Origin of the sequence: Micromonospora vulcania (assembly GCF_042658605.1) — a bacterium.
GTDB classification, from domain to species: Bacteria; Actinomycetota; Actinomycetes; order Mycobacteriales; family Micromonosporaceae; genus Micromonospora; species Micromonospora vulcania.
On sequence record NZ_JBHSQS010000035.1, the window covers coordinates 18,380 to 42,079 of the forward strand.

Sequence of the window (23,700 nt, forward strand, 5' to 3'; positions counted from 1 at the left end):
CAGCGCCCGGCCGGTATGCGGGAGGGTCATGACGGCCGGCGTATCGGCCCGACCGGCAGGTTGGCGCGGCGGGCCCGCCGACCGCGCAGTGAGCTGAGCCCGACCAGCAGCAGCGCGATCGCGAACATCGCGGTGCCGATGACGTTGACCTGCGGCGGGATGCCCCGCTGGGCGGCGCCCCAGACGTACATCGGAAACGTGACGGTGGTGCCGGCGTTGAAGTTCGTGATGATGAAGTCGTCGAAGCTGAGCGAGAAGGCCAGCAACGCGGCGGCCACGATGCCGGGCAGCACCAGCGGCAGGGTGATCCGTCGGAAGGTCTGCCACTCGTTGGCGTAGAGGTCCATGGCGGCCTCCTCCAGCCGCCGGTCCATCCCGGCCAGCCGCGCCTTGACGGTGACCACCACGAACGACACGCAGAACATCACGTGCGCGATGACGATGGTCCAGAAGCCCTGCGGCACCCCGGCGGAGACGAGGAGCGCGAGCAGCGAGGTGCCCATCACGAGTTCGGGGGTTGCCATCGGAAGGAAGATCAGCACGTTGATGCCGGACCGGCCGCGAAAGCGGTGCCGGACCAGCGCGAACGCCATCAGGGTGCCGAGCACCGTGGCGACCACGGTGGCGAGAAAGCCGATCTGCACGCTGCGCAGGACCGCGTCGCACATGTCCGAGGTGGCGCACGGTGAACGCCAGTTGTCCAGGGTGAACTCGTTGAAGTCGTACGACAGTCGGCTGGACGGGCGGTTGAACGACAGGCCGGCCACCACCAGGATCGGCAGCGCCAGGTAGCCGAGCACCAGCAGCGCCACGATCATCACCCAGCGGTCGGCCAGCCAACGCGAGAGCCTCACAGCACCTCCTCCGTGCCCGCCCTGCGCAGGTAGCCGAAGACCACCACGAGGATCGCCGCCATCAGCAGGAACGACAGCGCGGCGCCCTGCGGGTAGTCCAGCCGGACCAGGAACGCCGAGTCGATGACGTTGCCGATCATGTGCTCGTTCGGGGTGCCCAACAGCTCGGCGTTGATGTAGTCACCACTGGCCGGGATGAAGAACAACAGCGTGCCGGCGACCAGGCCGGGCATGGACAGCGGCAGGGTCACCCGACGGAAGGCCTGCGCCGGGCCGGCGTACAGGTCGCTGGCCGCCTCCAGCAGCCGGTGGTCCAGCCGCTCCAGGCTCGCGTACAGCGGCAGCACCAGGAACGGCAGGAAGTTGTACGTCAGGCCGAGCACCACCGCGAACGGCGTGGCCAGCAGCCGGCCGTCCGGGCCGAGCAGGTGCACGTCGCGCAGCAGACCGACCAGCGCGCCGTTGTCCGACAGGATCGTCTTCCAGGCCAGGGTGCGGACCAGGAAGCTGGTGAACATCGGCGCGACCACGCAGACCAGCAGCAGGTTCTTCCACCGACCGGCCTTCTGCGCGATGCCGTACGCCAGTGGGTAGCCCAGCAGCAGCGCCACCACGAGCGCCAGACCGGCGTAGCCGAACGAGCGCACGAACTGCGGCCAGTACGCCTGCAACACGTCCGGGTAGTTGCCGAACGCCCAGGTCAGCGCGTACCCGGTGGAGAGCGAGCCGCTGGGGTCGTAGAGGCTGGCCGCCGCGAGCTGCACCAGCGGCACCGCGAAGAACAGCAGCAGCCAGGCCGCACCGGGCAGCAGCAGCAGGTACGGCAGCAGGCGGTACCGCCCGGATCGGGCTGCCGGTGGCGCGGTTGTCGGCTGACCCGACCCGGTGGGCACCTGGGCCAGGAGTGTCACGACGACGCACCCACCGACTCGTCCAGCACCCGTGCCGTCCGGTCGGTGTCGGCGGCTTCCCGGGGCAGCAGGAACGCGTGCCGCGGATCCCAGTACGCCACCGCCTCGCCGCCGACCGGCAGTTGCGCCGCCGTCCCGCTGTTGGCCGCGAAGACCGACAGTTCGGTGCCCCAGCCGGTACGCAGCAGGTACTGCGTGCTCACCCCGACGTAGGAGGCGTCGGTGACCGTCCCGGTGACGTGTTGATGTCCCACGGGCACCTGGTCGGCGGAGCCGACCAGATGCAGCTTCTCCGGGCGTACCCCCAGGTGGACCGGGCCATGCTCGGCCCGGGCGCGGCCGGCGGGCACCGAGAAGCGCGCGCCGTGCGCCGTCACCGCCACCTCGTCGCCGGCGGTGCCGGCGGCTTCGCCGGCGAGCAGGTTGGACTGGCCGAGGAAGTTCGCCACGAACGCGGTGGCCGGGAACTCGTAGATGTCGGCCGGTGCGCCGAGCTGCTCGATCCGGCCGGCGTTCATCACCGCGACGGTGTCGGCCATCGTCATGGCCTCCTCCTGGTCGTGCGTGACGTGCACGAAGGTGATACCCACCTCGGTCTGGATCCGCTTCAGCTCGATCTGCATCTGGCGGCGCAGCTTCAGATCGAGCGCGCCCAGCGGCTCGTCGAGCAGCAGCACCTGCGGCCGGTTGATCAGCGCGCGGGCCAACGCGACCCGCTGCTGCTGGCCGCCGGAGAGCTGGGCGGGGCGGCGGTTGCCGAAGCCGTCGAGCTGCACCAGCGACAGCATCCGCCGCACCTCGTCGTCGACCGAGCGGATGCCGCGACGGCGCAGCCCGAAAGCCACGTTCTCGAAGATGTTCAGGTGCGGAAAGAGCGCGTAGCTCTGGAAGACCGTGTTCACCGGCCGCTTGTACGGCCGCAGCCGGGCGATGTCCCGGTCGCCGAGCAGCACCTGCCCGCTGGTCGGCTCCTCCAGGCCGGCGATCATCCGCAACGTGGTGGTCTTGCCGCAGCCGGACGCGCCGAGCAGGGCGAAGAACGAGCCCTGGGCGATGGTCAGGCTGAGATCGTCGACGGCGGTGAAGATGCCGAACCGCTTGGTGAGGTTGGCCAGGCGCAGGTCACCGGCCGGGGTCTCGCGTGCCATTCTCGTCACGCCCCGATGACCTGCTGGAACTTGCCCTCGTACTCCCGCTCCTGCTTCTCGTCCAGGGCCATGAACACCTTGGACTTCGCCAGCAGTGCGTCGTTCGGGAAGATCAGCGGGTTGGCGGCCAACTCCGGATCGATCTTCTCCATCTCGGCCTGCGCACCCTTGACCGGGCAGATGTAGTTGACGTACGCGGCGAGCTTCGCGGCGACCGCCGGCTCGTAGTAATAGTTGATCAACGCTTCCGCGTTGCCCCTGTGGGTGGACTTGTTCGGGACCATCATGTTGTCGCTGTAGAGCATCACGCCGGAGTCCGGCGCGACGAACTGGACCTTCTCGTTCTCACTGGCGAGCTGGATGACGTCCCCGGACCAGCCGACGCACGCGGCGATGTCGCCCTTGGCCAGGTCGGGTGCGTAGTCGTTGCCGGTGAACTTGCGGATCTGGCCCGAATCCACGGCCTTCTTGAGCTTGTTGAGCGCATCGTCGAACTGGGCGGCGGTGAAGTTGGACGGGTCGTGCCCGTTGGATCCGAGCAGCAGCCCCATCGTGTCGCGCATCTCGCTGAGCGCGGTCACCTTGCCCTTGAGATCGGGGCGGGTGAGCAGCTCGTCGACGGTGCGCACCTCCTTGGTGACACTGCCGTTGTAGGCCAACCCGGCCAGCCCGGACTGCCACGGGATGGAGATCCGATTCTCGGCGTCGAAGGACCTCTTGAGCAGCGACGGCAACAGGTTGGCCTGGACGTTCGGGATCTTCGCCGGGTCGAGCTTCTGGATCCAGCCGAGCCGGATCATCCGGGCCGCCATCCAGTCGGTCAGCACGATGATGTCCCGCTCGGTGCTCTGGCACGCGGCGAGCTGGTTCTGCACCTTGCCGAAGAACTCGTTGTTGTCGTTGATGTCCTCGGCGTACGTGACCTGGATGCCGGTCTTCGTGCTGAACTCGTCCAGGCTGGGCCGCTTGGATTCGTCCTTCTCGTCGACGTCCATGTACTGCGGCCAGTTGGAGAAGGCAAGCTTCTTCTCCGTGCCGGAGAGGTCCTCACTGACACAACCGGCCTCGGTCTGCTGCGCGCCCTTGGTGCCGCAGCCGGCGAGGCTGCCGCCCGCGGCGAGCAACGCGGCCGACCCGAGAGTGCCGGTGAGTAGTCCACGTCGAGAGAGGGGCCTGAGGGGAGTACGCATGACGACTCCTAGGGGTCAGGTGCCAAGGACGACTGATCCTGACATGAGGCGACCTCGCTTACAAGGGATTCCGTTGCGGGAATAGCAATGCACGACGAAATACGCCAGACTGCGCGGGGACACACGTACGACATCACGATTCGGGACATGGGGAGCGGACGATGACGAACCGGCAGCACGAGAGCGGCAACGGCGGACGACGCGTCGCTGTCCGTGAAGGTGCCAATCACGCTCTGCTGGACGACGTCGCCAAGCGGATCATCGAACAACTTCAGGAGGACGGCCGCCGTCCATACGCCACCATCGGCAAAGCGGTCGGGCTCTCCGAGGCGGCGGTCCGCCAGCGGGTGCAGCGGCTACTCGACGCCGGCGTGATGCAGATCGTCGCGGTGACCGATCCACTCCAACTCGGCTTTCCCCGACAGGCGATGATCGGCCTGCGTACCGACGGCGACCTCGAAGCGGTGGCCGACCGGCTGGCCGAGCTGGAGGAGGTCGACTACGTGGTCATCACCGCCGGGTCGTTCGACCTGCTCACCGAGGTGGTCTGCCGCAACGACGACCACCTGCTGGAGATCCTGCAACGGCTGCGCGCGGTGCCCGGCGTGCTCTCCACCGAGGCGTTCGTCTATCTCAAGCTGCGCAAGCAGACCTACACCTGGGGTACGGCCTGACGCAGCGCGTCCACGAACGACGTCCAGGCGGTCGGATCGAAGGTCAGCGTGCCGCCGTCGCGGTCCTTGCTGTCCCGCACCAGCACCCGGCCCGGCAGATTGTCGGCCACCTCGACACAGTCCCCGCCGTTGTTTGTGCTGCGGGTCGCGGTGCGCCAGCGAACGTCTCTTATCTCCATGTCTCGGCCGCCTCCTGGATCAACTCGACCGACCGGCGGCAGGGAAGCGCTTCACCTGCAACGCTCTCCCACCTCCTGCCCAGGCTAGCAACGTCAGCCTGATCGGTCACGATCTGACCACGGAGTTGATTGTCCAGATAGGCAACCTCGCCAGCGTCCGGAAGGCGAGCAAGGACGAACGAGCCGGACAGTCCGGTGTGCCAGGGACCGGCAGCGGGAATCACCCGAATCTGGATATGCGGCCACGTCGCGAGCTCGCCGAGGTGACGCAGTTGCTCGCACATGATCGCCCGGCCCCCGACGAGACGGCGCAGCACCACCTCGTCGATGACGACAACGACCTGCGGCGGGTCGTCCCGAACCAGGACCGCTTGTCGACTGAGCCGACTGGCAACGACCTGCTCCACGTCCGCGGGGGCGAGCACGCCGCCTACCCGGAGCATCGCGTGGGCGTAACCCTCGATTTGCAACAGGCCGGGCACCGCGAGCGGCTGGTAATAGCGGAGCGAGGTGGCGTCCTGTTCGAGTTCGGCCCAGGGGCGGAACCACGGCAGGTCGCGGCGGCGGAACGGCTCGGGCCAGAGGTCGGCCGCGTCCCGGCCGAGGATGTCGGCCACCGCGATCCGGGTACGCGGATGTGGGATGCGCCCCGCGGCGAGCCACCGTGCCGCCGTCTTGGGGTCGACGCACACCTTCTCGGCCAGCGACTCGACCGTCTCGCCCGCCTCGGCCATCGCCACCCGCAACGCCTCGTTCGCCACCGGGTCCTCCCCTCCGCCGCGCCCACAATGCGGCTCCGCTCGTGACAGTGCGGCTCCGCTCGATGCGCATGCGACTCCTCGATGCCGCACTGCGGCGCACGATAGCCACGCTGCGTGTCCGTGTCCGCCGTCTACCGGCGTGTTGCGGTGGGATGTGTTGGCACCATCTCGGGTGCCCCGCAACGGCCCCGAAGGTGTCCCAGCCCGTCCCGGCCAGCCCCTTGATCACTTTGTCGTGAGTAGTTGTCGAGAGCCCGTTTCAACTACTCACGACAAAGTGATCAAGGGGGCCAGTGCGACGAGTCGCGGAATCGGTCGATGCGGATTCCGTTGCAAGTTCGATACCCGTTCGCTAAATCCGTCGCCAGTGCGCCCTTGGACCACCGATACCACTTGCCTCGGGGGCGCTTCCTGTGCGATAACCGTGGGCAGAGCGGCCGGCGTCACCCCTGGACCGGCCCGACGACCGATGGGGCTGACATGGCCAACGCCACCGACCACCTCTGGATGCACTTCACCCGGATGGCGAGCTACTCCGCAGGAGAGGTGCCGACCATCGTGCGCGGCGAGGGCGCGTACGTCTGGGATGCGCAGGGCCGCCGCTACCTGGACGGGCTCGCCGGGCTCTTCGTCGTCAACGCCGGTCACGGCCGTACCGAGCTGGCCGAGGCCGCCGCCAAGCAGGCCGGGGAGCTGGCCTACTTCCCCCTCTGGTCGTACGCCCACCCGAAGGCCGTCGAGCTGGCCGAGAAGGTCGCCTCGCTCACGCCCGGCGATCTCAACCGGATCTTCTTCACCACCGGCGGCTCCGAGGCCGTCGAGGCGGCCTGGAAGCTGGCCCGGGCCTACTTCAAGCGCACCGGCAAGCCCAACAAGCACAAGGTGGTCAGCCGGTACATCGCCTACCACGGCACCTCGATGGGCGCCCTGTCGATCACCGGCCTACCCGGCATCAAGAGTGACTTCGAGCCGCTGGTGCCCGGCGGGATCAAGGTGCCGAACACCAACTTCTACCGGGCGCCGGAGCACGGCGACTCGCCCGAGGCGTTCGGCCGCTGGGCCGCCGACGAGATCGGCCGGGCCATCGAGCGGGAGGGGCCGGACACCGTCGCGGCTGTCTTCCTGGAGCCGGTGCAGAACTCCGGCGGGTGCTTCCCGCCCCCTCCCGGCTACTTCGAGCGGGTCCGGGAGATCTGCGACGCGTACGACGTGCTGCTCGTCTCGGACGAGGTGATCTGCTCCTGGGGGCGGCTCGGCGAATACTTCGGCGCGGTGCGCTACGGCTACCAACCCGACATCATCACCACCGCCAAGGGCATCACCTCCGGGTACGCCCCGCTCGGCGCGATGATCGCCAGCGACCGGCTGATGGAGCCGTTCCTCACCGAGACCGGCATGTTCGCCCACGGGGTGACCTTCGGCGGCCACCCGGTCTCCTGCGCGGTGGCCCTGGCCAACCTGGAGGTCTTCGCCCGCGAGGACCTGATCGGGCACGTACGGGCCAACGAGGATGCCTTCCGCTCCACTCTGGAGAAGCTGCACGACCTGCCGATCGTTGGCGACGTCCGGGGCGACGGCTACTTCTACGGGATCGAGCTGGTCAAGGACAAGACGACCCGGGAGACCTTCAACGAGGCCGAGTCGGAGCGGCTGCTGCGCGGCTTCCTGTCGACGGCGCTCTTCCAGGCCGGCCTTTACTGCCGGGCCGACGACCGGGGTGACCCCGTCGTGCAGCTCGCCCCGCCGCTGATCGCCGAGCAGCAGCAGTTCGACGAGATCGAGCAGATCCTCCGCACCGTACTGACCGAAGCCTGGGCCCGCCTCTGACCACAGTTGGTCATGAAGTTGTTGCCACTCGCAGCGACGTGGCGTGGCAGCAACTTCATGACCAACGCGGCGGGCGAGGAGGGGGCCGGGGGTTAGTGGTTCGGGGGGATTACTCGGAGGTGGCCTCTGCGGCCGGTCTGGTGGGGGTTGTCGTGGTGCTGGTCGTCCGCGGGGGGACGGGGGGCCGGCCGGGCAGCTTCGCGGACCGCCTCGGCCAGTGCCACCAGGTCGTCGGTGGTGGGCGGCGGGGGCTCGAACTCGCCCTCGTGCCGGACGACGTCCCAGCCCCGCGGCGCGGTCAGGCTGCGGGCGTGCGGCTCACACAGGTCGTACGTGTGCGGCTCGGCGAACGCCGCCAACGGACCCACGACCGCTGTCGACTCGTTGTAGACATAGGTCAATGTGGCGACCGCTTGCCGGGGGCAGCCGTTACGGGAGCAGCGCCGTGGTGACCTCACGGGCGCAGGGTATCTCCATTACCGGGTCCGGCGCATCGCTTCGCGTTGCGACACGCCCGTCGTGGTGATCACAATTCGCCGGCCGGTCCGCGCCGCGCCACGGGAGCGGCGCTGCCGCTGGCCAGCCCGGCGCGGGCGCTACCCTTTGCCTCATGACGAGCCCGGAACACCGCCGCCCCGGCTCCGGCCGGCGCGCTCACCGCGACCGGCACGGACGCGGCCTGCGCGGGCGGCTGGTGCCGGCCACCGTGCCACTGGCGCGGACCAAGGCGGAGGTCTTCGACGACCTGGTCCTGGACACCGTCGAGACGCTGGAGCGTCGCTTCGCCAAGGAGCTGGCCGGCGTCGAGTTCGCGGTCGAGGACGTTCCGCCGGACCTGAACGTCTACGACTCCGACGTGCTGGAGGACGGTGAGGTCCCGCTGGCCCGACTGTTGCCCGGCCGTCCGGGTCGACAGGAGGTGCCGCCGCGGATCGTGCTGTACCGGCGGCCACTGGAGTTCCGGGCGATGGACCGCGAGGACCTCGCCGACCTCGTACATGACGTGATCATCGAACAGGTGGCGAACCTCCTCGGGGTCGACCCCGACGAGTTGGCCTGAGCCGCCCCCGCGAGCATCCCCGTGCGGGCGAGCCGGGCGGCCCCCACCGCCCCGACTCCGCACCACTCAGGCGGCCCCCGCCGCCTTGACTCCGTACCGCTCAGGCGACCTGCGCCGCCTCGACGGTCAACCGCTCAGGCGGCACGCCGCTTCAACTTGCGCCGCTCCCGCTCCGAGAGCCCGCCCCAGATCCCGAAACGCTCGTCGTGCCCGAGAGCGTATTCGAGGCATTCGGTCTTGACCTCGCAGCGCGAGCAGATTCGCTTCGCCTCGCGGGTCGAGCCGCCCTTCTCGGGAAAGAACGCCTCGGGGTCGGTCTGCGAGCACAGCGCCCGCTCCTGCCACTCCGGCGCGTTTCCGAGCAGGTCGGCCACTTCGAGCTGGCCGTCCATCAAATGCCTCCTTGTCGCGCACCGGCGTCATCGCCGCTGCAACCCCCCACGCGAAAGGCGTGCTTGTCCGTCCGGTCCCGTTTTGTTGCGTTCCGTGCGAACAACCCCATTCAAATTACACGCGTGTAATGCGTGCGCCGTCAAGCCAAACTTGATAATGGAGTCGCCCTCCCGACACCCCCGGTCGATCACGTGGACCGTCCGGCCTCGCAACCTGCCCTATCGATTCAGACCCCGGCCGAGTAACGCCCTCTCCGGCGAGTTGCCCGACTTTTCTGCCGTGGCGCTCCCCCGAGAGGCCGCCGGCGCGACGGCGCCAGGAGCATCCGACGACCCCTCCCCACAAAGCTGATCTTGGTGGGGGACAGGTTAACGCGGCTCGGCCCAGACCGCCCGTCGAGTCGTGGACAGCCGTCGCGCCCCGTCCACATTGTGGACGGGGCGCGACCGAAAGGAGGTGTCGTGGGGTCAGCCGGCGACCCGGAAACCGCTGCTCGGCCAATTGAACTCGGCTATCGCTCCACCATGGACAGAAACCTTGCCGGCAGGCGTGCTGTCGTCCCACCAGACGGTATATGAGCCGGCGGGCAGGCCGGGGTAGACCGCGGTGTGGAGCGATCCGTCCCGCACCCGACGCTCCCGTACCGCCGAGTGGACCCGGCGCGCATCGTCCCGGCTGATCTCGATTTCCCGGCCGTGCAGGTCCGGACCGGTGTGGATGATCAGAGCGCCGGTGTCGCCGCCCAGATCGAGGACGACACTGCCGGTCTCCGACGGTCCGTACGCATGCTCGTGCATTCGCCGTCCCCCGCGCCGCTCAGGACGCCGCCGGCGGGTTGTTGAACCCGTCGTACGGCGTACCCAGGTAGGGGAAGTTGGCCAGGAACGGCGCGGTCACGTCGGCGGCGCTCAGCCCCGGAGTGACCGCGGCGGTCGCCGCGTCCGGGCGGAACGTCTTGTCCACCAGCGGGACGGTCAGGCCGGCGATCGCGCGCAGGGCGATGCTGACCACGTCGTCGGCGACCCGCCGCCCGTTCGGGAAGCCGGCCAGGTCACCGCCGAGCACGCCGAACCGGTCCGGTTGTCGGCTGGGCGGGATCGCCGTGTTCAGCCGCAGCATGTCGGCCTGCACGTCACCGGTGGCGTTGGTGAAGCCGTCGATCAGCCCGACCGGTACGCCGGTGAGCAGGATCGCGACCAGGTCCGCGCGGGCCTTCTTCGCCTTGGTGAGCTTGTCCAGGTTGGGAAAGACGTCCGGGTAGAGCGCCGGCAGCAGCGCCGCCAACTCGGGCTGCTCGACGTACTGCGCGAACCTCTTGTCCTCGGACGGCGGCAGCGAGTTCCACAGGTCCTTCTTGGACATCGGCACGATGACCTCGTTGAACAGGGGATTGCCCAGCCGGGAGACCTGGGTGAACGGGCCGGTGGAGGTGTCCGCCGCCGCGCGGTCGCCGAGCACCCGGACCTGCCGGCGGGACGCGGACGTCCACACTCCGATGACCGACGCCGGGTCCGCCGCGCCGTACCGGCTGGCGCGACGGCGCACCTTGGCCATCGGCACCTGTAGCGCGAGGCTGTGCACGTTCATCCGGTCGGTGGCGTTGACCGGCTCCCCCTCGGCCTTGAAGAGTTTCTTGCCGGCCACGTGCAGCTGCTGGAACGGCCGCAACGTGCCGAGGTCGAAGATCGCCCCCAGGTCGACGAAGAAGCCGTCCGCGCGCTGCCCGGCGAAGACCCGTTCCCCCGTGGAGAGCGAGTAGGTGGCCTGGCGGACGAGGTCGGCGTACTTCGGGGTGGACAGCGGGCCGACGTTGCACGGCGGGCAGGGCAGCTTGTGCGCCAGCCGGTGCTCCCGACCGTCGGCCACCCGGGTCAGGCTGTAGAACTGACGCCGGTTCCAGTTCTTGCTGTCCAGCGAATCGATCGGACCGGTGTTGTAGAGAAAACTGTTCGGATTGGTGATCTCGGTGTGGAATTCGAACCGGTAGGTGACATCCGGCCGACCGTCACCGTCGTTATCGATGTGGATCTCGTAGCGCACGTCGTCGCCGAACTCGAAGAAATTCGGGCCCCCGGACGGGAGTTGCAACGGCACGTAGTTGGCGATCAGCGTGACCGAGTCGGGGCGGTCGGGGCTGACGAACGCGTACAGATCGGAGCTGTCGGCGACCGGATCCTTGGCTATCTCCGGGGCCTCGCGGTGTGAAGACATGGCGGACCAACCTCACTGAGCGGGAAACAGGGTGGCGGGCGGAGCGTCGGGTCAGCGCCGTGCGGCGCGCCGCAGCCGGTCCGCCAGGCCGCGGTCTCGTACCTCGATCCGGGACTCACCGACGAAGACATCCATCGTCCCGGAGGCGGCGTCGCGCAGGTGCACGACGATCGGCTCGTCGGCGCGCGCCGCCGCGCCGGGCGCGTTCTGCGCGGCCGACAGGCCCGGCACGGTGAGCGCGGCGGCGCCGAGGGTGGCGCTGGCCGCGGCGGTCAACGTCTGCCGGCGGGTCAGGCGCGGCCAGGGCCGCTTCCGCTGATCACTGGTCATGGACAACCTTTCCGGCGGCGGCGCGAACGCGCCCGCGGTGACGGACGGGTCCGGTGCCGCCTGCCGACGCCGCCGGGCCCCTGGGGGACACCGGCGGCGATCCTCGCCGCGACCGCCGCCGGCATCGCTTGGTACGGCCGGCGGCGGGGAAAGGTTCGATCTCAGGGCCGGGCGTGACCGTACGCGGTCGAGCGCTTGCGCGCCGGACGACCGGCGGACTTCGCGATGGCCCGCAACTGCTCCTCGGTACGCGCCGACCCGTTGTCGGAGCCGGCCATCCGGGAGATGGTCTCCTCCATCAGCGTGCCGCCCAGGTCGTTGCAGCCGCCCTGGAGCATCGCGACCGTGCCCTCGTCGCCCAGCTTCACCCAGGAGCACTGGATGTTGTCGATCCGGCCGTGCAGCAGCAGCCGCGACATCGCGTGCACCGCCCGGTTCTCCCGCCAGGTCGGCCCGGGCCGGGCGATGCCGGCCAGGTAGATCGGGGCGTTGGTGTGCACGAACGGCAGCGCCACGAACTCGGTGAAGCCGCCGGTACGGTCCTGCACCCCGGCCAGTACCCGGAAGTGCGCCAGCCACTGCCCGGGATGGTCGACGTGGCCGTACATCATCGTGGAGCTGGACCGGATGCCCAGCTCGTGCGCGGTGCTGACCACATCGACCCAGGCGGCGGCCGGCAGTTTGCCCTTGGTCAACACCCAGCGCACGTCGTCGTCGAGGATCTCCGCGGCGGTGCCCGGGATGGTGTCCAGCCCGGCCTCGCGAAGCTGGGTCAGCCACTCGCGAACCGGCACTCCCGCCTTCGCCGCAGCGGTGACGATCTCCATCGGGGAGAACGCGTGCACGTGCATCTCCGGTACCCGGGCCTTGATCGCGCGCACGATGTCGGCGTAGCCGGTGACCGGCATCTTCGGGTCGATACCGCCCTGGAGGCAGACCTCGCTGGCGCCGGCGTCCCACGCCTGGGCGGCCCGGTCGGCGACCTGCTCGACGGAGAGCCGGTAGGCGTCGGCGTCCCGCTCACGCTGGGCGAAGGCGCAGAACCGACAACCGACGTAGCAGACGTTGCTGAAGTTGATGTTGCGGTTGACCACGTACGTGACGTCGTCGCCGACCGCGTCCCGGCGTACGTCGTCGGCCAGCCGGCACAACTCGTCGAGCGCCGGACCGTCCGCGCCGAACAGCGCCAGCGCGGCATCGGTGTGACCCGGGTCCAGCAGCGCTGCCGGGTCGTCGGCGGCCAGCCGCAGCCCGGCCCGCAGGTCGTGGTCGCCGGCGAGGGCGGTCGGCCCGGCGGTCACCTTCGTGGCCACCTCGGCCCAGTCCCCGTAGACGCTGTCGAAGTCACCGCGCCGATCATCGGTACGGCCGGTGGTGTCGATCGTGACGTGCAGGTCGGTACGCCCGCCGAACACCTCCTCCGGCTCCTGCCACGGACGGCCCTGCGGCCGAGCCGACTCGACCGCCAGCCCGGTGGCCGGATCCGCCAGGGCGCTGACGTGCGGCAGCAGCCGGGGGTCGAGCCACGGGTCGCCGGCACGCACGTACTCGGGGTAGATGGTCAGCCGCTCGCGCAATGTGAACCCGGCCAGCTCGGTGTGCCGGGCCAGCTCGTCGATCTGCGGCCAGGGGCGTTCCGGGTTGACGTGGTCCGGGGTGAGCGGGGAGACGCCGCCCCAGTCGTCGATACCCGCCCGCAGCAGCAGGTCGTACTCGCCGGCGATGAGGTTCGGCGGGGCCTGGATCCGCGCCTTCGGGCCGAGCAGCAGCCGGGCCACCGCCACCGTCGCGGCCAGGTCGTGCAGCTCCGCGTCGGGCATGCCGCGCATCGCGGTGTCCGGCTTGGCGCGGAAGTTCTGCACGATCACCTCCTGGAGGTGGCCGTACTCCCGATGGGCGCGGCGGATCGCGAACAGCGCGTCGACCCGCTCGGCCGGGGTCTCCCCGATGCCGATCAGGATGCCGGTCGTGAACGGCACCCCGACCCGGCCGGCGTCGTCGAGCACCCGCAGCCGGACCGCCGGCTCCTTGTCCGGCGAGCCGAAGTGCGGACCGCCCGGCTCGGACCAGAGCCGCGTCGCGGTGGTCTCCAGCATCATGCCCATGCTCGGCGCGACCGGCTTGAGTCGTTGCAGCTCCGACCAGGACAGCACCCCCGGATTGAGGTGCGGCAGCAGCCCGGTCTCCTCCAGCACGGCGACCGCGCAGGCGCGCAGGTAGTCCAGAGTCGAGTCGTAGCCGCGCTCGTCCAGCCAGGTGCGGGCCGCCGGCCAGCGCTCCTCCGGCCGGTCGCCGAGGGTGAACAGGGCCTCCTTGCAGCCCTGCGCGGCGCCCGCTCGGGCGATCGCCAGCACCTCGTCGCGATCCAGGAACGGCGCCGGCAGCCGGTGCGGCACGGTGGCGAACGTGCAGTAGTGACAACGGTCCCGGCAGAGCCGGGTCAGCGGAATGAAGACCTTCTTGGAGTACGTGACCACGCCGGGCCGCCCGGCCTCGCGCAGCCCGGCGTCACGGATCCCACCGGCCACCCGGAACAGTTCGTCGAGCGCGTCACCGCGGGCGGCCAGCAACGCGGTCGCCTCGTCGACGTCCAGCGCCCGCCCGGTCGCGGCCCGGCCCAGGGCCCGCCGCACGCTCGCGTCGCTCGGGCCGGAGTGGGTGCGATCAACCATCCGCTCAGCCTATGCGCTGCGCCCGACCGCTTTACCGACCCCGGCCCGCAGGGTGCGAATCGGCACGCTTCCCATACAGCCGGACCCCTAGATCATGGAGACGTCAGCGCGGCTGCTCCGGGTGGTCGCCCGGCTTGATCTGCTGGGTCCGGTCGTCGTCCGCGTCGGCGGGGCGGGAGATCACCTCGGTCGGGTCGGCGGACTGGCGCGGGATGGCCTGGGTGGGGTCGGCCGACGGCGGCTGCCCGAAGGGCGGCGCGGACGGCGTCGGAGGCGCGGGATTCACCGGCGGCGCGGACTGCGGGGCCGCCGGGTACGCCGGCACGGACTGCCCGGCCGGCGGTGCCGACTGCGGGAACGGCGGCGCTGACTGCGGGAACGGCGGCGCTGACTGCGGGAACGGCTGGAACGGGGGCGAGGGCTGGCCGTACTGGCCGGGGAACTGCGCCGGAGGGTAGCCGCCGGACTGACCGGGGCCACCGGGCTGACCGGGGGTCGGCCAACCGCCCGGCTGGCCACCGGGCTGCCCCGGCGCCGGCCAGCCACCCTGCTGCTGCGGCCAGCCCGCCTGCGGCTGCCCGTAGACGCCCGGCTGGGGCTTGGGCTTGGGCACGTAGTACAGGGTGCGCCAGAGCGTGAAGACCACCCAGGCGGCGACCGCGAAGATGACCAGCCAGCCGAACCGGGTGAGCACGCCGAGCAGCGCGTCGAGCACCTCGGCCTTGGCCAGCCGGCCCACGGTCCAGATCAGCATCGTGAGGGTGCCGAAGAGCGCGCTGAACGCGTACTCGCCGAGGGCCACCTGCGTGATCAGCTTCGCCTTGGGCAGCACCGGGGAGATGTGGGTGGCCAGCAGTACGGCCAGCAGCGGCAGGACCACCGCCTCGATGCCGATGAACGCGAAGAAGGCGCTGCCCGAACGGTCGTCGAAGGAGCTGTAGTCGTTCGGAGCCAGCAGCCGGAGCAACCCGACGAAGAGGAAGACGGCGTTGGCGCCGAGCAGCGCGAGCGCTGCCAGTTCGCGGAGCGGCTTGGTCAACTGGCGGGCCTGCGACGCGTCGGTGGACGCGGGCTCGGCGGGGCTGGTCACGAACTCCCCCTCGGGGCGTGGACGGACAGGGCGCACGTGAGCCTAGTCTCCCCGACCAGCGGCGGACCGGAGGCGTCACGTGCGCGAGGATGGTCGACATGCGCATCGTGGTTCTGGCCGGCGGCATCGGCGGCGCTCGGTTCCTGCTCGGCGTCCGGGCGTACGCCCGCGCGGTCGGCGCCGAGGTGACCGCCGTGGTCAACGTCGGCGACGACCTGTGGCTGCACGGGTTGAAGATCTGTCCCGACCTGGACAGCGTCATGTACACCCTCGGCGGTGGCGCCGATCCCGAGCGGGGCTGGGGCCGGGTCGGGGAGAGCTGGACGGTCAAGACGGAGCTGGCCGCGTACGGGGCGGAGCCGACCTGGTTCGGCCTGGGCGACAAGGACATCGCCACCCACCTGGTGCGCAGCACCATGCTCAACGCCGGCTACCCGCTGCACGCGGTCACCGAGGCACTGGCCACCCGGTGGGATCCGGGCGTACGCCTGCTGCCGGCGACCGACGACCGGCTGGAGACCCATGCGGTCGTGAACGACGACGAGGGCCAGCGCGCGATCCACTTCCAGGAGTGGTGGGTGCGGTACCGGGCGGACATCTCCACCGAACGCTTCATCTTCGTCGGCGCCGAGGCGGCCAAGCCGGCGCCCGGGGTGCTGGAGGCGATCGGCGCGGCCGATCTGGTGCTGGTCGCGCCGAGCAACCCGGTGGTGAGCGTCGCGCCGGTGCTGGCCGTGCCGGGGATACGCGAGGCGGTGGCCGACGGGCCCGCGCCGGTGGTCGGCATCTCGCCGATCATCGGTGGTGCCCCGGTGCGCGGGATGGCCGACCGTTGCCTCGACGTGCTCGGGGTCGAGTGCAGCGCGGCCGGTGTCGGCCGGCTCTACGGGGGGCGTAAGGCCGGCGGGTTGCTGGACGGCTGGCTGGTCGCCGAGGAGGACGCGGGCACGGTGGTGCCGGAGGTGACGGTCCGCGCGGTGCCGTTGCGGATGACCGACGAGGCGGCGACGGCGGCGATGGTCCGCGCCGCGGTGGAGTTGACGTGAGGCTGGAGATCCTGCCGGTGCTGGGCATCGGCCACGTGACCGAGGGCGACGACCTGGCGGCGCTGATCGCCACCTCGGCGCCTTGGCTTCGCGACGGCGACGTGCTGGTGGTCACCAGCAAGATCGTCTCGAAGGCCGAGGGGCGGCTGGTCGACGTCCCGGCGGACGGGCCCGAGCGCCTCGCCGCGCGGGACGAGGTGCTCGCCTCGGAGACCGCCCGGGTGGTGGCCAGCCGGGGGCCGACCCGGATCGTGCAGACCCACCACGGTTTCGTGATGGCCTCGGCCGGCATCGACGCGTCGAACGTGGACAAGACCCGGCTGGTGCTGCTGCCGGTCGACCCGGACGCCTCGGCGCGCGGGCTACGCGACGCGCTGCGGGAACGCTACGACCTGGATGTCGCCGTGATCGTCAGCGACACCATGGGCCGGCCCTGGCGCAACGGGCTCACCGACGTGGCGCTCGGGGTCGCCGGGATGCCGGCCATCCGTGACCACCGGGGCGAGGTGGATCCGTACGGCAACGAGCTGCAACTGACCCAGATGGCCGTGGTGGACGAGCTGGCGGGCGCCGGCGAGCTGATCAAGGGCAAGTGCGACCAGGTCCCGGTCGCGGTGGTGCGCGGCTACCTCTCCGCGTCCCGCCCGGACGACTCGGGTGGCGCGCGGGCGCTGGTCCGCGATGCCGCGCAGGACCTCTTCGCGCTCGGTACCGCCGAGGCCCGGGCCGCCGGGCTGGCCGACGCCGCCGCCCTGGCGGACGGCCCCGGCCCGACGCCGGCCGACCCGGCCGCGGTGCGGCGGGCGATCGACGCGGTGGCCGGGCTGGTCGCCCCCGGCACGGTCTTCACCCTGGTCGACGAGGCAGAGGTACGCGCCGGCCTGATCGCCGAGGTGCCCGGCTGGCCGGCCGACGCCACCGCTCTGGTGCTCGGGTCGCCACCGGCGCCGCTCGAACCGATGGACCTGGTCCGCTTCGGCGCCGACCTGCACCGGTTGCGCGTCGCCCTGGCCGCCGAGGGCATCGGGTCCACCCTGCTGCCCCCGCCCGCCGGCAGCCCGGCCAGCGGCACGCTCGCCCTCTGACGACCGGCCGGGTCAGGCGTCCAGCATGGCCCGGCCCAGCGGCGTCAACGTGTGCAGCACCGTGTTGCGGTCCCGTTGGCTGACCAGCAGGCCGGCGTTGCGCAGCACGGTGGCGTGCTGGCTCGCCGCCGCCGGCGAGATGTTGAGCCGGCGGGCCACCTCACCGGTGGTGCAGCCGTCGTCGCTGGCCTGCAACACCGCCGCGCGGGTGCGGCCGAGCAGTGCGGCGAGCGACTCGCGGCCCGCGCCGGGACCGGCCGATCCGGAGCCGTCGGCCGGGGCCAGGCCGCCCAGCCGGTCCACCGGGTAGACCAGCACCGGCGGCAGCGCCGGATCGAACAGCGCCACCGGGGTGCTCGCGCAGAAGTACGACGGCACCAGCAGCAGCCCTCGGCCGTCCAGGTGCAGTTCCCGGCTCTGCGGGTAGTCGCGAACCTCAAGCACGCCGCTCTCCCAGCGCATCGCCGGTCGGAGGCTGGTGAGCAGCCCCTCGACCCCGCCGTCGAGCAGGGCCCGGGCCCGGCGGGTACGGTCCGCCGCCACGGCGGCCTGGATCCGGCTCCAGTACGGGCTGATCGCCAGTGACCGGTACCGCTCCATGGATTCGGCGAGATGGTGCAGTGCCGCCACCTCGCCCCGGGCCAGTGCGGCGGCCGAGGAGGGCAGCGAGTTCTCGGTGGCCAGCACGCTCAGGTCGCGGTTCAACAGCTCGATGGGGGTGCTGCGGACCGCGTCGAGCCCGGCCTCGAACCCGTCCACGCTGGCGTACGGGGTGAGGAAGTCGGGGAAGTATCCGCGCGGCGGGCTCAACGCGAAGAGCAGCCGGAGCTGTTCGGAGGCGGCGTCCTGGCGCAGCTCCCGGGCCACGGTGCGTCGCCAGGCCGCCGTGAGCGGGTCGCTGCTGCGGCCCAGCAACGCGTGCAGGCTGAGGACCGACTCCCAGACCGGGTCCGCCGCCGGTGCAACCCGGGTCCGGAGGATGTCCTCCCCAGAAAAGTAGATCTTCAGCATGGAGTGCTCCTGTGCCACCGGACAGGGGGATGCCGGGTGACCGTTCGCACTCTACTCGGCCGGCAGTTATCTCCACGTTTAAGCCTGGGCTGAAAAACCTCGACGCCTCCGGGCGCGGTTCGGCATGCTTCCAGTGCCCGAACACGGCACCGGCGCGTCGCAGACGCACCGGCGCTGGGGCACCGGGGCCGGGGAGGACCGGTGACCGGGCGGCACCACGAGGGTCTGCGGCTCTTTCTCCGCAGAGGTGCCGTCCCGGTCATCCACGCGTCGCCTCCTGCCGCCGCCCGGCTCAGCCGACCCAGAGCGCGACCCGGTGGTCCTCGTCCGTGACGTAGAAGGGCCGCCCGTCCAGCTCGGCCAACCCCTCGACGTGGTGGAACGGCGCCAGGTCCGCCACCACCACACCGGCGAGCAGATGCCGGTCCGGGGCCGCGACCCGCGCTTCGCCGGCCGGCAGCCGGAACCGCACATGCCGGGAAGTCACGTCACCCCCGCCCGGATGGTCGTCCAGCAGCACCGAACCCTTGCCCAGCGCGTCGATCGACCCGATCACGGCCGCGTACCCGCCATCGGGGGTCGGGGTGATCGCCCGGAACCCGGTCAGCGCGCCCGACGGGGTCACCCCGGTCAGCGCGTACACCCCCAGCGCACGCGGCCACACCGGCTCCGCCGCGAACATTCCCGGCACATCGGCCACCTCGACCAGGATCGGCTCACCAGCCTCGGTGACCGGGAAACGCAGCCCGAGCAGTACCGTGCCGGCCGGGGTGAAGGTCGCCGCCTCCACATTCAGCGGCAGGTCGTCCGGGGTCAGCCGGCGTACCCACCTCTTGGCCTTGGCGGTCCCCCGGGCCAGGGTTTCGACGATGAACCGGTCCCGCACCCGCTTGCCCGGCGGCAACGAGGTCAGCGGCGAGGCGGCCAGCGCGTCGTTCACCGCCCGGTGCAGGCGAAACGAGTTGCGCACCACGTGCACCGGCACCGTGCCGGCAACCGCGTCGTCCTCCCGGAACCGGGCCACGAAGGCACGTCGAGGGCGCAGCGGGCCGGCCTTCGAGCCAAAGTGGGAGCCGAAGACGTACACCCAGCCGTCGTGGTGGGCGAGCGCCTCACCGTCCTCGGTCCGGCCGTTCTCCACACCGGCGTCCGCCAGCACGTGCCGGGCCGTCCACTCGCCGTCGTCCAGCTCCAGCAGCAGCGCCAGGCAGCGTTCCACCGGCCCCTCGTCCAGCACGGTCCAGAAGCCCCGTCGAGCGCCGTACGCCCGCAGCAGCTTCGCCGACCGCACCGGTAGCAGGTCACTGGCCTCGTTACCGGCCACCACGAATTCGAGGAGTCGCAGGGTCACCGCGCCAGGGTACGGAGGGTCCGCTCGTACAGTGACGGGGTGCCCGACATCGCGATCACCGGACCCACTCATCCGACCGACCCCGAGGCGTACGCGGCTCTGCACGCCGACGCCACCGCGCTGCTCGACGGCTGGCAGCCCACCCGCCCGGCCGCTGCCGCCGCACGGGAGCGCACCCTCGCGCTGCTCGCCGCCGGCCCGATCGCGATGATCCGGGAACACGTCCCCGGGCACGTGACCGCCAGCGCGCTGGTGCTGGACTCGACCGGTTCGCGCGTACTGCTCTGCCTGCACGGCAAATTCGGACGCTGGGTGCAGCTCGGCGGGCACTGCGAGCCCGTCGACCAGACCCTCGCCGGCGCCGCGCTGCGCGAGGCCACCGAGGAATCCGGGATCGCCGGGCTGCGCATCGACCCGGTGCCGATCGACATCGACGTGCACCCGGTGCGCTGCCAGGGTGGCTCACACCACTACGACGTCCGCTTCGCCGTACTCGCCCCGCCCGCCGCCGTGGAACAGGTCAGCGACGAGTCCGAGGCGCTGGGCTGGTTCCCGCCGGACCAGCTGCCTGAGCCGCTGGCCGGCGGGACCGCACAACTTGTCGAGCCGGCCCTCGCGGCACTCAGACGTAGCCCTCTTCGCCCCGCTCCTTGAGTTCGTCGACCAGGGCCTTGACGTCCTGGGCGCGGTCACGTGGGCACACCAGCACCGCGTCCGGGGTGTCCACCACGATCAGGTCGTGCACTCCGAGTGCGGCCACCAACCGGCCGGACTGCGGCACCACCACCAGGTTGGTGCTGTCCCGCAGCAGCACACCCGACTTGGCGTCGGTGCCGAGCACCACGTTGCCGGTCGCGTCGGCCGGCAGCACGTCGCCCAGGGTGTGGAAGTCACCGACGTCGTTCCACCCGAAATCGCCGGGAACGGTGGCAACCCGTCCGGCGGTGGCCGCGCCCTCCATCACCGCGTAGTCGACGGAGATCTTCGGCAGGGTCGGCCAGACCGTGCCGAGCACCTCGTCCTGCTCCGGCGTGCCCCAGGCCGCGGCGATCGTGGCGACACCGGCGTGCAGGGCCGGCTGCTGGCGGGCCAGCTCGGCGAGGAACACGTCCACCCGCCAGACGAACATGCTCGCGTTCCACAGGTGCCGGCCCGAACGGACGTACGCCTCGGCGATCTCGGCCGCCGGCTTCTCCTTGAACTCGGCAACCGGCCGCCACGGGGCGTCGTCGGTCTGGTCGCCGGTCTCCAGGTAGCCGTAGCCGGTCTCCGGTCGCGTGGGCGTGATCCCGACGGTCATCAGCATGCCGTGCTCCGCGCCGCGGACCGCCTCCTGGACGGTCCGCACCCAGCTCTCCGGGTCGCCGATGAGGTGGTCGGCCGCGAAGCTGCCCATCACCGCGTCCGGATCGCGCTGCGCGATCACCGCGGCGGCCAGCGCGATCGCCGCGCAGGAGTCCCGGGGCGATGGCTCGACCAGGATGTTCTCCTCGGGCAACCCGGTCAGCTGCCGGGCCACCGCCGCGACGTGCGCGGCACCGGTGACCACAAGGGTGCGGTCCGGTGTGGTCAGCGGCGCGAGCCGCTCCACGGTCGCCTGGAGCAGCGAAGCATTGGTGCCGGTCAGCGGGTGGAGGAACTTGGGGTGGCCGGCGCGGGACAACGGCCACAACCTCGTGCCGCTGCCACCTGCCGGGATGACCGCATAGAGCATCCGCACATCATGCCCGACCGAGCGCGGCCGGAGTGGCCGGGTTGCCGTCGGGGTGTCGACGGTCAGGAGCGGGCGGGTTGCCGTCGGGGTGTCGACGGTCAGGAGCGGGCGCGACTCCAGGCGGCGATGTGCACCTCGGCGCTGGACTCCCAGGTGAACTCCTTGGCCCGGTCGAAACCGGCCTTCGCCAGCGACAACCGGCGGTGCTCGTCGTCCAGCAGGGCGGCCAGATCGATACCGATCTGGGCCGGGTCCTCCGAGGTGTACGCGACCGCGTCGCCGCCCACCTCGGGCAGCGAGAGCCGAGGCGTGGTCAGGACCGGGGCCGCGCAGGCCATCGCCTCCAGGATCGGCAGCCCGAACCCCTCGCCGTAGGACGGGTAGGCGGCGACCAACGCGCCACCGAGGAAGCCGGGCAGGTCGGCGTAGCGCAGGTAGCCGGGGCGCAGCAGCCGCAGATGGGACGGGACCTCGGCCACCGCCCGATCAATGTCGTCGTCGTGCCCCTGACCACCGGCGATCACCAGCGCCGGCGGGTCGGCCCGGTCGGCCACCGCCTGTGCCCAACCGCGAATCAGGTTGGGGACGTTCTTGCGCGGCTCCTTGGCACCGAGGAAGGCGACGTAGCTGCTGTTGCCCAACCCGAGCCGAGCGCGCACCCGGGCCTTCTCCTCCTCGCTGGGCGCGTGGAAGGCGGCCTGGTCGACCCCGTGGTAGGCCACGTCGATCCGGGTCGGGTCGGCGTCGAGCAGACGGATCAGCTCGTCCCGGGTGGCCTTGCTGGGCACGATCACCCGGTCCGCGCGACGCAGCGAGGTCTTGATGGCGCTGCGGAAGAAAGTCCGGCGGGACTTGTCGTAGTGCTCCGGCTCGGTGAAGAACGTCGCGTCGTGCACGGTGACCGTGACCGGGCAGCCCGCCCGCAGCGGACAGGTGTAGAAGGGCGAGTGCAGCACGTGCGCACCCACCTGCTGGGCGAGCAACGGCAGGCCGGTCTGCTCCCAGGCGAGCCGGGCCGGGCGGTGCGCCACGGCGGCCGGGGCGGGAATGATCTCCGCACCGGGCAGCATCCGAGTGTACCGCTCCAGATCGGTGCGGAGGCTGACGACGGCCAACTCCACCCCCGAACCGCACACCTTGCCGAGGGCACCGAGCAGGCCGTCGACGTAGCGACCGACACCGCCACGGTCGGCGGGGACACTCGTGGCGTCGATGAGCACGCGGGGCGGGCGACCGGCGGTCACGGGGCGACTCCTTGCACTGGCAGGTCTGTGGGGAACAACACTCCGGGGGCCAAGCCTACGCCGGAGCACGGTCCCGACGCTGACTGCGACCCGACGGTACGCCGACTTGTCATCGTCTTCGAGTACGGCCCACAGGGGCGTATCGTTCGCGCCGATGGCCGACAACATTGCCCGGGTGTTCGCCGACGCGATCGCGACCGACCCGACCCGACCGCTGCTGACCTGGTACGACGATGCCAGCGGCGACCGCACCGAACTATCCGGCGCGACCCTGGCGAACTGGGTGTCCAAGACCGCCAACCTTTTGGTCGACGAGGTCGGCCTCGGCCCGGGCGACCCGGCCGGAGCGCTGCTGCCACCGCACTGGCAGACCGCAGCGGTGCTGCTGGGCTGCTGGTCGGCCAAGCTGAACGTGCTCGACAAGCCGGGCGACGTGGACGTGCTCTTCGCCGCCGCCGACCGGGCCGACGAGGCACAGTCCTGGCCGACCGGCGACAGGTACGCGCTCGGGCTTCTCCCACTCGCCGCCCCGCTGCGCCAGACGCCGGCCGGGTTCGTCGACTACGTGGTCGAGGTACGCCGGCACGGCGACCACTTCACGCCGCAGCCCGGCCCCGGCCCCGCCGACGAGCGCCTGCTCGCCCACGCGCAGACCCGCGCCGCGGAGCTGGGCATCACGCGCGGCGCACGGATCCTGGTCAATGCCACGGCATACCCCGACCCGGTCGACTGGCTGCTCGCGCCGCTGACCCAGGCCGCCAGCGTCGTACTCTGCGCCAACCTCGACCCCACCCGCCTCCCCACCCGCCTGACCACAGAACAGGTAACCCACCCCCTCCCCTAACCCCACCCAGCCCCGCTCTCCCTCCCGTCCCGCCGCGCCCTGCCGCGCCCCGCGCCCCGCCGCGCCCGCGCCCGCGCCCCGCTGCGCCCGCCGCCCCGCCGCGCC

At 71.2% G+C, this 23,700-nt stretch carries 24 protein-coding genes; 7 read left to right on the plus strand and 17 right to left on the minus strand.

The features are described 5' to 3' along the window. Positions 1-26 precede the first annotated feature (26 nt). Genes ACFQGL_RS30120 through ACFQGL_RS30135 form a run of 4 tightly spaced genes read right to left on the minus strand, consistent with a single transcriptional unit; the run spans position 27 to position 4,103 of the window. Positions 27-854: an ABC transporter permease gene (locus ACFQGL_RS30120; RefSeq protein ID WP_377516022.1), complete on the minus strand. Its 828-nt coding sequence runs from the start codon at positions 852-854 to the stop codon at positions 27-29. Beyond that, complete coding sequence (locus tag ACFQGL_RS30125; RefSeq protein WP_377516023.1) at positions 851-1,765, minus strand: ABC transporter permease; 915 nt, start codon at positions 1,763-1,765, stop codon at positions 851-853. The genes ACFQGL_RS30120 and ACFQGL_RS30125 overlap by 4 nt, the downstream gene beginning before the upstream one ends. Continuing rightward, positions 1,762-2,913 carry an ABC transporter ATP-binding protein gene (locus ACFQGL_RS30130; RefSeq protein ID WP_377516024.1) on the minus strand — a complete coding sequence of 384 codons (1,152 nt, stop codon included), beginning with the start codon at positions 2,911-2,913 and terminating at the stop codon, positions 1,762-1,764. The genes ACFQGL_RS30125 and ACFQGL_RS30130 overlap by 4 nt, the downstream gene beginning before the upstream one ends. 5 nt (positions 2,914-2,918) lie before the next feature. Continuing rightward, positions 2,919-4,103, minus strand: a complete 1,185-nt coding sequence (locus ACFQGL_RS30135) for a polyamine ABC transporter substrate-binding protein (protein WP_377516025.1) — start codon at positions 4,101-4,103, stop codon at positions 2,919-2,921. Between the two features lie 161 nt (positions 4,104-4,264). Between ACFQGL_RS30135 and ACFQGL_RS30140 the strand changes: the two genes are divergently transcribed. Further along, positions 4,265-4,777: an Lrp/AsnC family transcriptional regulator gene (locus ACFQGL_RS30140; RefSeq protein WP_377516026.1), complete on the plus strand. Its 513-nt coding sequence runs from the start codon at positions 4,265-4,267 to the stop codon at positions 4,775-4,777. On the opposite strand, the gene ACFQGL_RS30145 is transcribed toward ACFQGL_RS30140, so the two are convergent. Continuing rightward, positions 4,756-4,956 (minus strand): DUF397 domain-containing protein, encoded by a 201-nt coding sequence (locus ACFQGL_RS30145; protein WP_377516027.1) that lies wholly within the window; start codon positions 4,954-4,956, stop codon positions 4,756-4,758. The genes ACFQGL_RS30140 and ACFQGL_RS30145 overlap by 22 nt on opposite strands. Continuing rightward, positions 4,947-5,690, minus strand: a complete 744-nt coding sequence (locus ACFQGL_RS30150) for a helix-turn-helix domain-containing protein (protein ID WP_377516045.1) — start codon at positions 5,688-5,690, stop codon at positions 4,947-4,949. The genes ACFQGL_RS30145 and ACFQGL_RS30150 overlap by 10 nt, the downstream gene beginning before the upstream one ends. A gap of 507 nt (positions 5,691-6,197) precedes the next feature. Between ACFQGL_RS30150 and ACFQGL_RS30155 the strand changes: the two genes are divergently transcribed. Further along, entirely contained in the window at positions 6,198-7,544 is a 1,347-nt protein-coding gene (locus ACFQGL_RS30155) for an aspartate aminotransferase family protein (protein ID WP_377516028.1), read from the plus strand. A 92-nt stretch (positions 7,545-7,636) separates the two neighbouring features. Here the strand turns inward: ACFQGL_RS30155 and ACFQGL_RS30160 are convergent, their stop codons facing one another. Continuing rightward, positions 7,637-8,002 carry a DUF3499 domain-containing protein gene (locus ACFQGL_RS30160; RefSeq protein ID WP_377516029.1) on the minus strand — a complete coding sequence of 122 codons (366 nt, stop codon included), beginning with the start codon at positions 8,000-8,002 and terminating at the stop codon, positions 7,637-7,639. 152 nt (positions 8,003-8,154) lie between these two features. Between ACFQGL_RS30160 and ACFQGL_RS30165 the strand changes: the two genes are divergently transcribed. Further along, on the plus strand, positions 8,155-8,604 hold the full coding sequence (locus ACFQGL_RS30165) for a metallopeptidase family protein (protein WP_074316962.1): 450 nt from the start codon (positions 8,155-8,157) through the stop codon (positions 8,602-8,604). A 134-nt stretch (positions 8,605-8,738) separates the two neighbouring features. Here ACFQGL_RS30165 and ACFQGL_RS30170 read toward each other — a convergent pair whose 3' ends face one another. From ACFQGL_RS30170 to ACFQGL_RS30195, 6 genes are all read right to left on the minus strand, one after another. Next, positions 8,739-8,996, minus strand: coding sequence for a WhiB family transcriptional regulator (locus tag ACFQGL_RS30170; RefSeq protein ID WP_007455784.1), 258 nt, complete (start codon positions 8,994-8,996; stop codon positions 8,739-8,741). A 468-nt stretch (positions 8,997-9,464) separates the two neighbouring features. Beyond that, positions 9,465-9,794, minus strand: coding sequence for a phospholipase (locus tag ACFQGL_RS30175; protein ID WP_377516031.1), 330 nt, complete (start codon positions 9,792-9,794; stop codon positions 9,465-9,467). Positions 9,795-9,813: 19 nt separating this feature from the next. Then, a complete protein-coding gene (locus tag ACFQGL_RS30180; protein ID WP_377516032.1) occupies positions 9,814-11,208 on the minus strand; it encodes a DUF4331 domain-containing protein in 1,395 nt (464 codons plus the stop codon). A 51-nt stretch (positions 11,209-11,259) separates the two neighbouring features. After that, a complete protein-coding gene (locus ACFQGL_RS30185) occupies positions 11,260-11,538 on the minus strand; it encodes a hypothetical protein (RefSeq protein ID WP_377516033.1) in 279 nt (92 codons plus the stop codon). Positions 11,539-11,699: 161 nt separating this feature from the next. Continuing rightward, positions 11,700-14,210, minus strand: coding sequence for a bifunctional FO biosynthesis protein CofGH (locus ACFQGL_RS30190; protein WP_377516034.1), 2,511 nt, complete (start codon positions 14,208-14,210; stop codon positions 11,700-11,702). Positions 14,211-14,313: 103 nt separating this feature from the next. After that, positions 14,314-15,300, minus strand: a complete 987-nt coding sequence (locus ACFQGL_RS30195) for a hypothetical protein (RefSeq protein ID WP_377516035.1) — start codon at positions 15,298-15,300, stop codon at positions 14,314-14,316. Positions 15,301-15,398: 98 nt separating this feature from the next. Here ACFQGL_RS30195 and cofD point away from each other — a divergent pair, with 98 nt between their 5' ends. Next, positions 15,399-16,346, plus strand: a complete 948-nt coding sequence (gene cofD / locus ACFQGL_RS30200; RefSeq protein WP_377516036.1) for a 2-phospho-L-lactate transferase — start codon at positions 15,399-15,401, stop codon at positions 16,344-16,346. Then, a complete protein-coding gene (locus ACFQGL_RS30205) occupies positions 16,343-17,431 on the plus strand; it encodes a coenzyme F420-0:L-glutamate ligase (RefSeq protein WP_377516038.1) in 1,089 nt (362 codons plus the stop codon). The genes cofD and ACFQGL_RS30205 overlap by 4 nt, the downstream gene beginning before the upstream one ends. A gap of 12 nt (positions 17,432-17,443) precedes the next feature. Here the strand turns inward: ACFQGL_RS30205 and ACFQGL_RS30210 are convergent, their stop codons facing one another. Both ACFQGL_RS30210 and ACFQGL_RS30215 read right to left on the minus strand, forming a co-directional pair. Beyond that, a complete protein-coding gene (locus ACFQGL_RS30210) occupies positions 17,444-18,442 on the minus strand; it encodes a winged helix-turn-helix domain-containing protein (RefSeq protein ID WP_377516039.1) in 999 nt (332 codons plus the stop codon). 292 nt (positions 18,443-18,734) lie between these two features. After that, complete coding sequence (locus ACFQGL_RS30215; protein ID WP_377516040.1) at positions 18,735-19,793, minus strand: hypothetical protein; 1,059 nt, start codon at positions 19,791-19,793, stop codon at positions 18,735-18,737. 54 nt (positions 19,794-19,847) lie between these two features. On the opposite strand from ACFQGL_RS30215, the gene ACFQGL_RS30220 reads away from it, so the two are divergent. Then, entirely contained in the window at positions 19,848-20,447 is a 600-nt protein-coding gene (locus tag ACFQGL_RS30220) for an NUDIX hydrolase (RefSeq protein WP_377516046.1), read from the plus strand. Here the strand turns inward: ACFQGL_RS30220 and ACFQGL_RS30225 are convergent. Together ACFQGL_RS30225 and ACFQGL_RS30230 are read right to left on the minus strand one after the other, a co-directional pair. Next, positions 20,416-21,507: a mannose-1-phosphate guanylyltransferase gene (locus ACFQGL_RS30225; RefSeq protein ID WP_377516041.1), complete on the minus strand. Its 1,092-nt coding sequence runs from the start codon at positions 21,505-21,507 to the stop codon at positions 20,416-20,418. The genes ACFQGL_RS30220 and ACFQGL_RS30225 overlap by 32 nt on opposite strands. A 98-nt stretch (positions 21,508-21,605) precedes the next feature. Beyond that, positions 21,606-22,751, minus strand: a complete 1,146-nt coding sequence (locus ACFQGL_RS30230) for a glycosyltransferase family 4 protein (protein ID WP_377516042.1) — start codon at positions 22,749-22,751, stop codon at positions 21,606-21,608. A gap of 154 nt (positions 22,752-22,905) precedes the next feature. Here ACFQGL_RS30230 and ACFQGL_RS30235 point away from each other — a divergent pair, with 154 nt between their 5' ends. Next, positions 22,906-23,595: a TIGR03089 family protein gene (locus ACFQGL_RS30235; RefSeq protein ID WP_377516043.1), complete on the plus strand. Its 690-nt coding sequence runs from the start codon at positions 22,906-22,908 to the stop codon at positions 23,593-23,595. Positions 23,596-23,700: the final 105 nt, after the last annotated feature.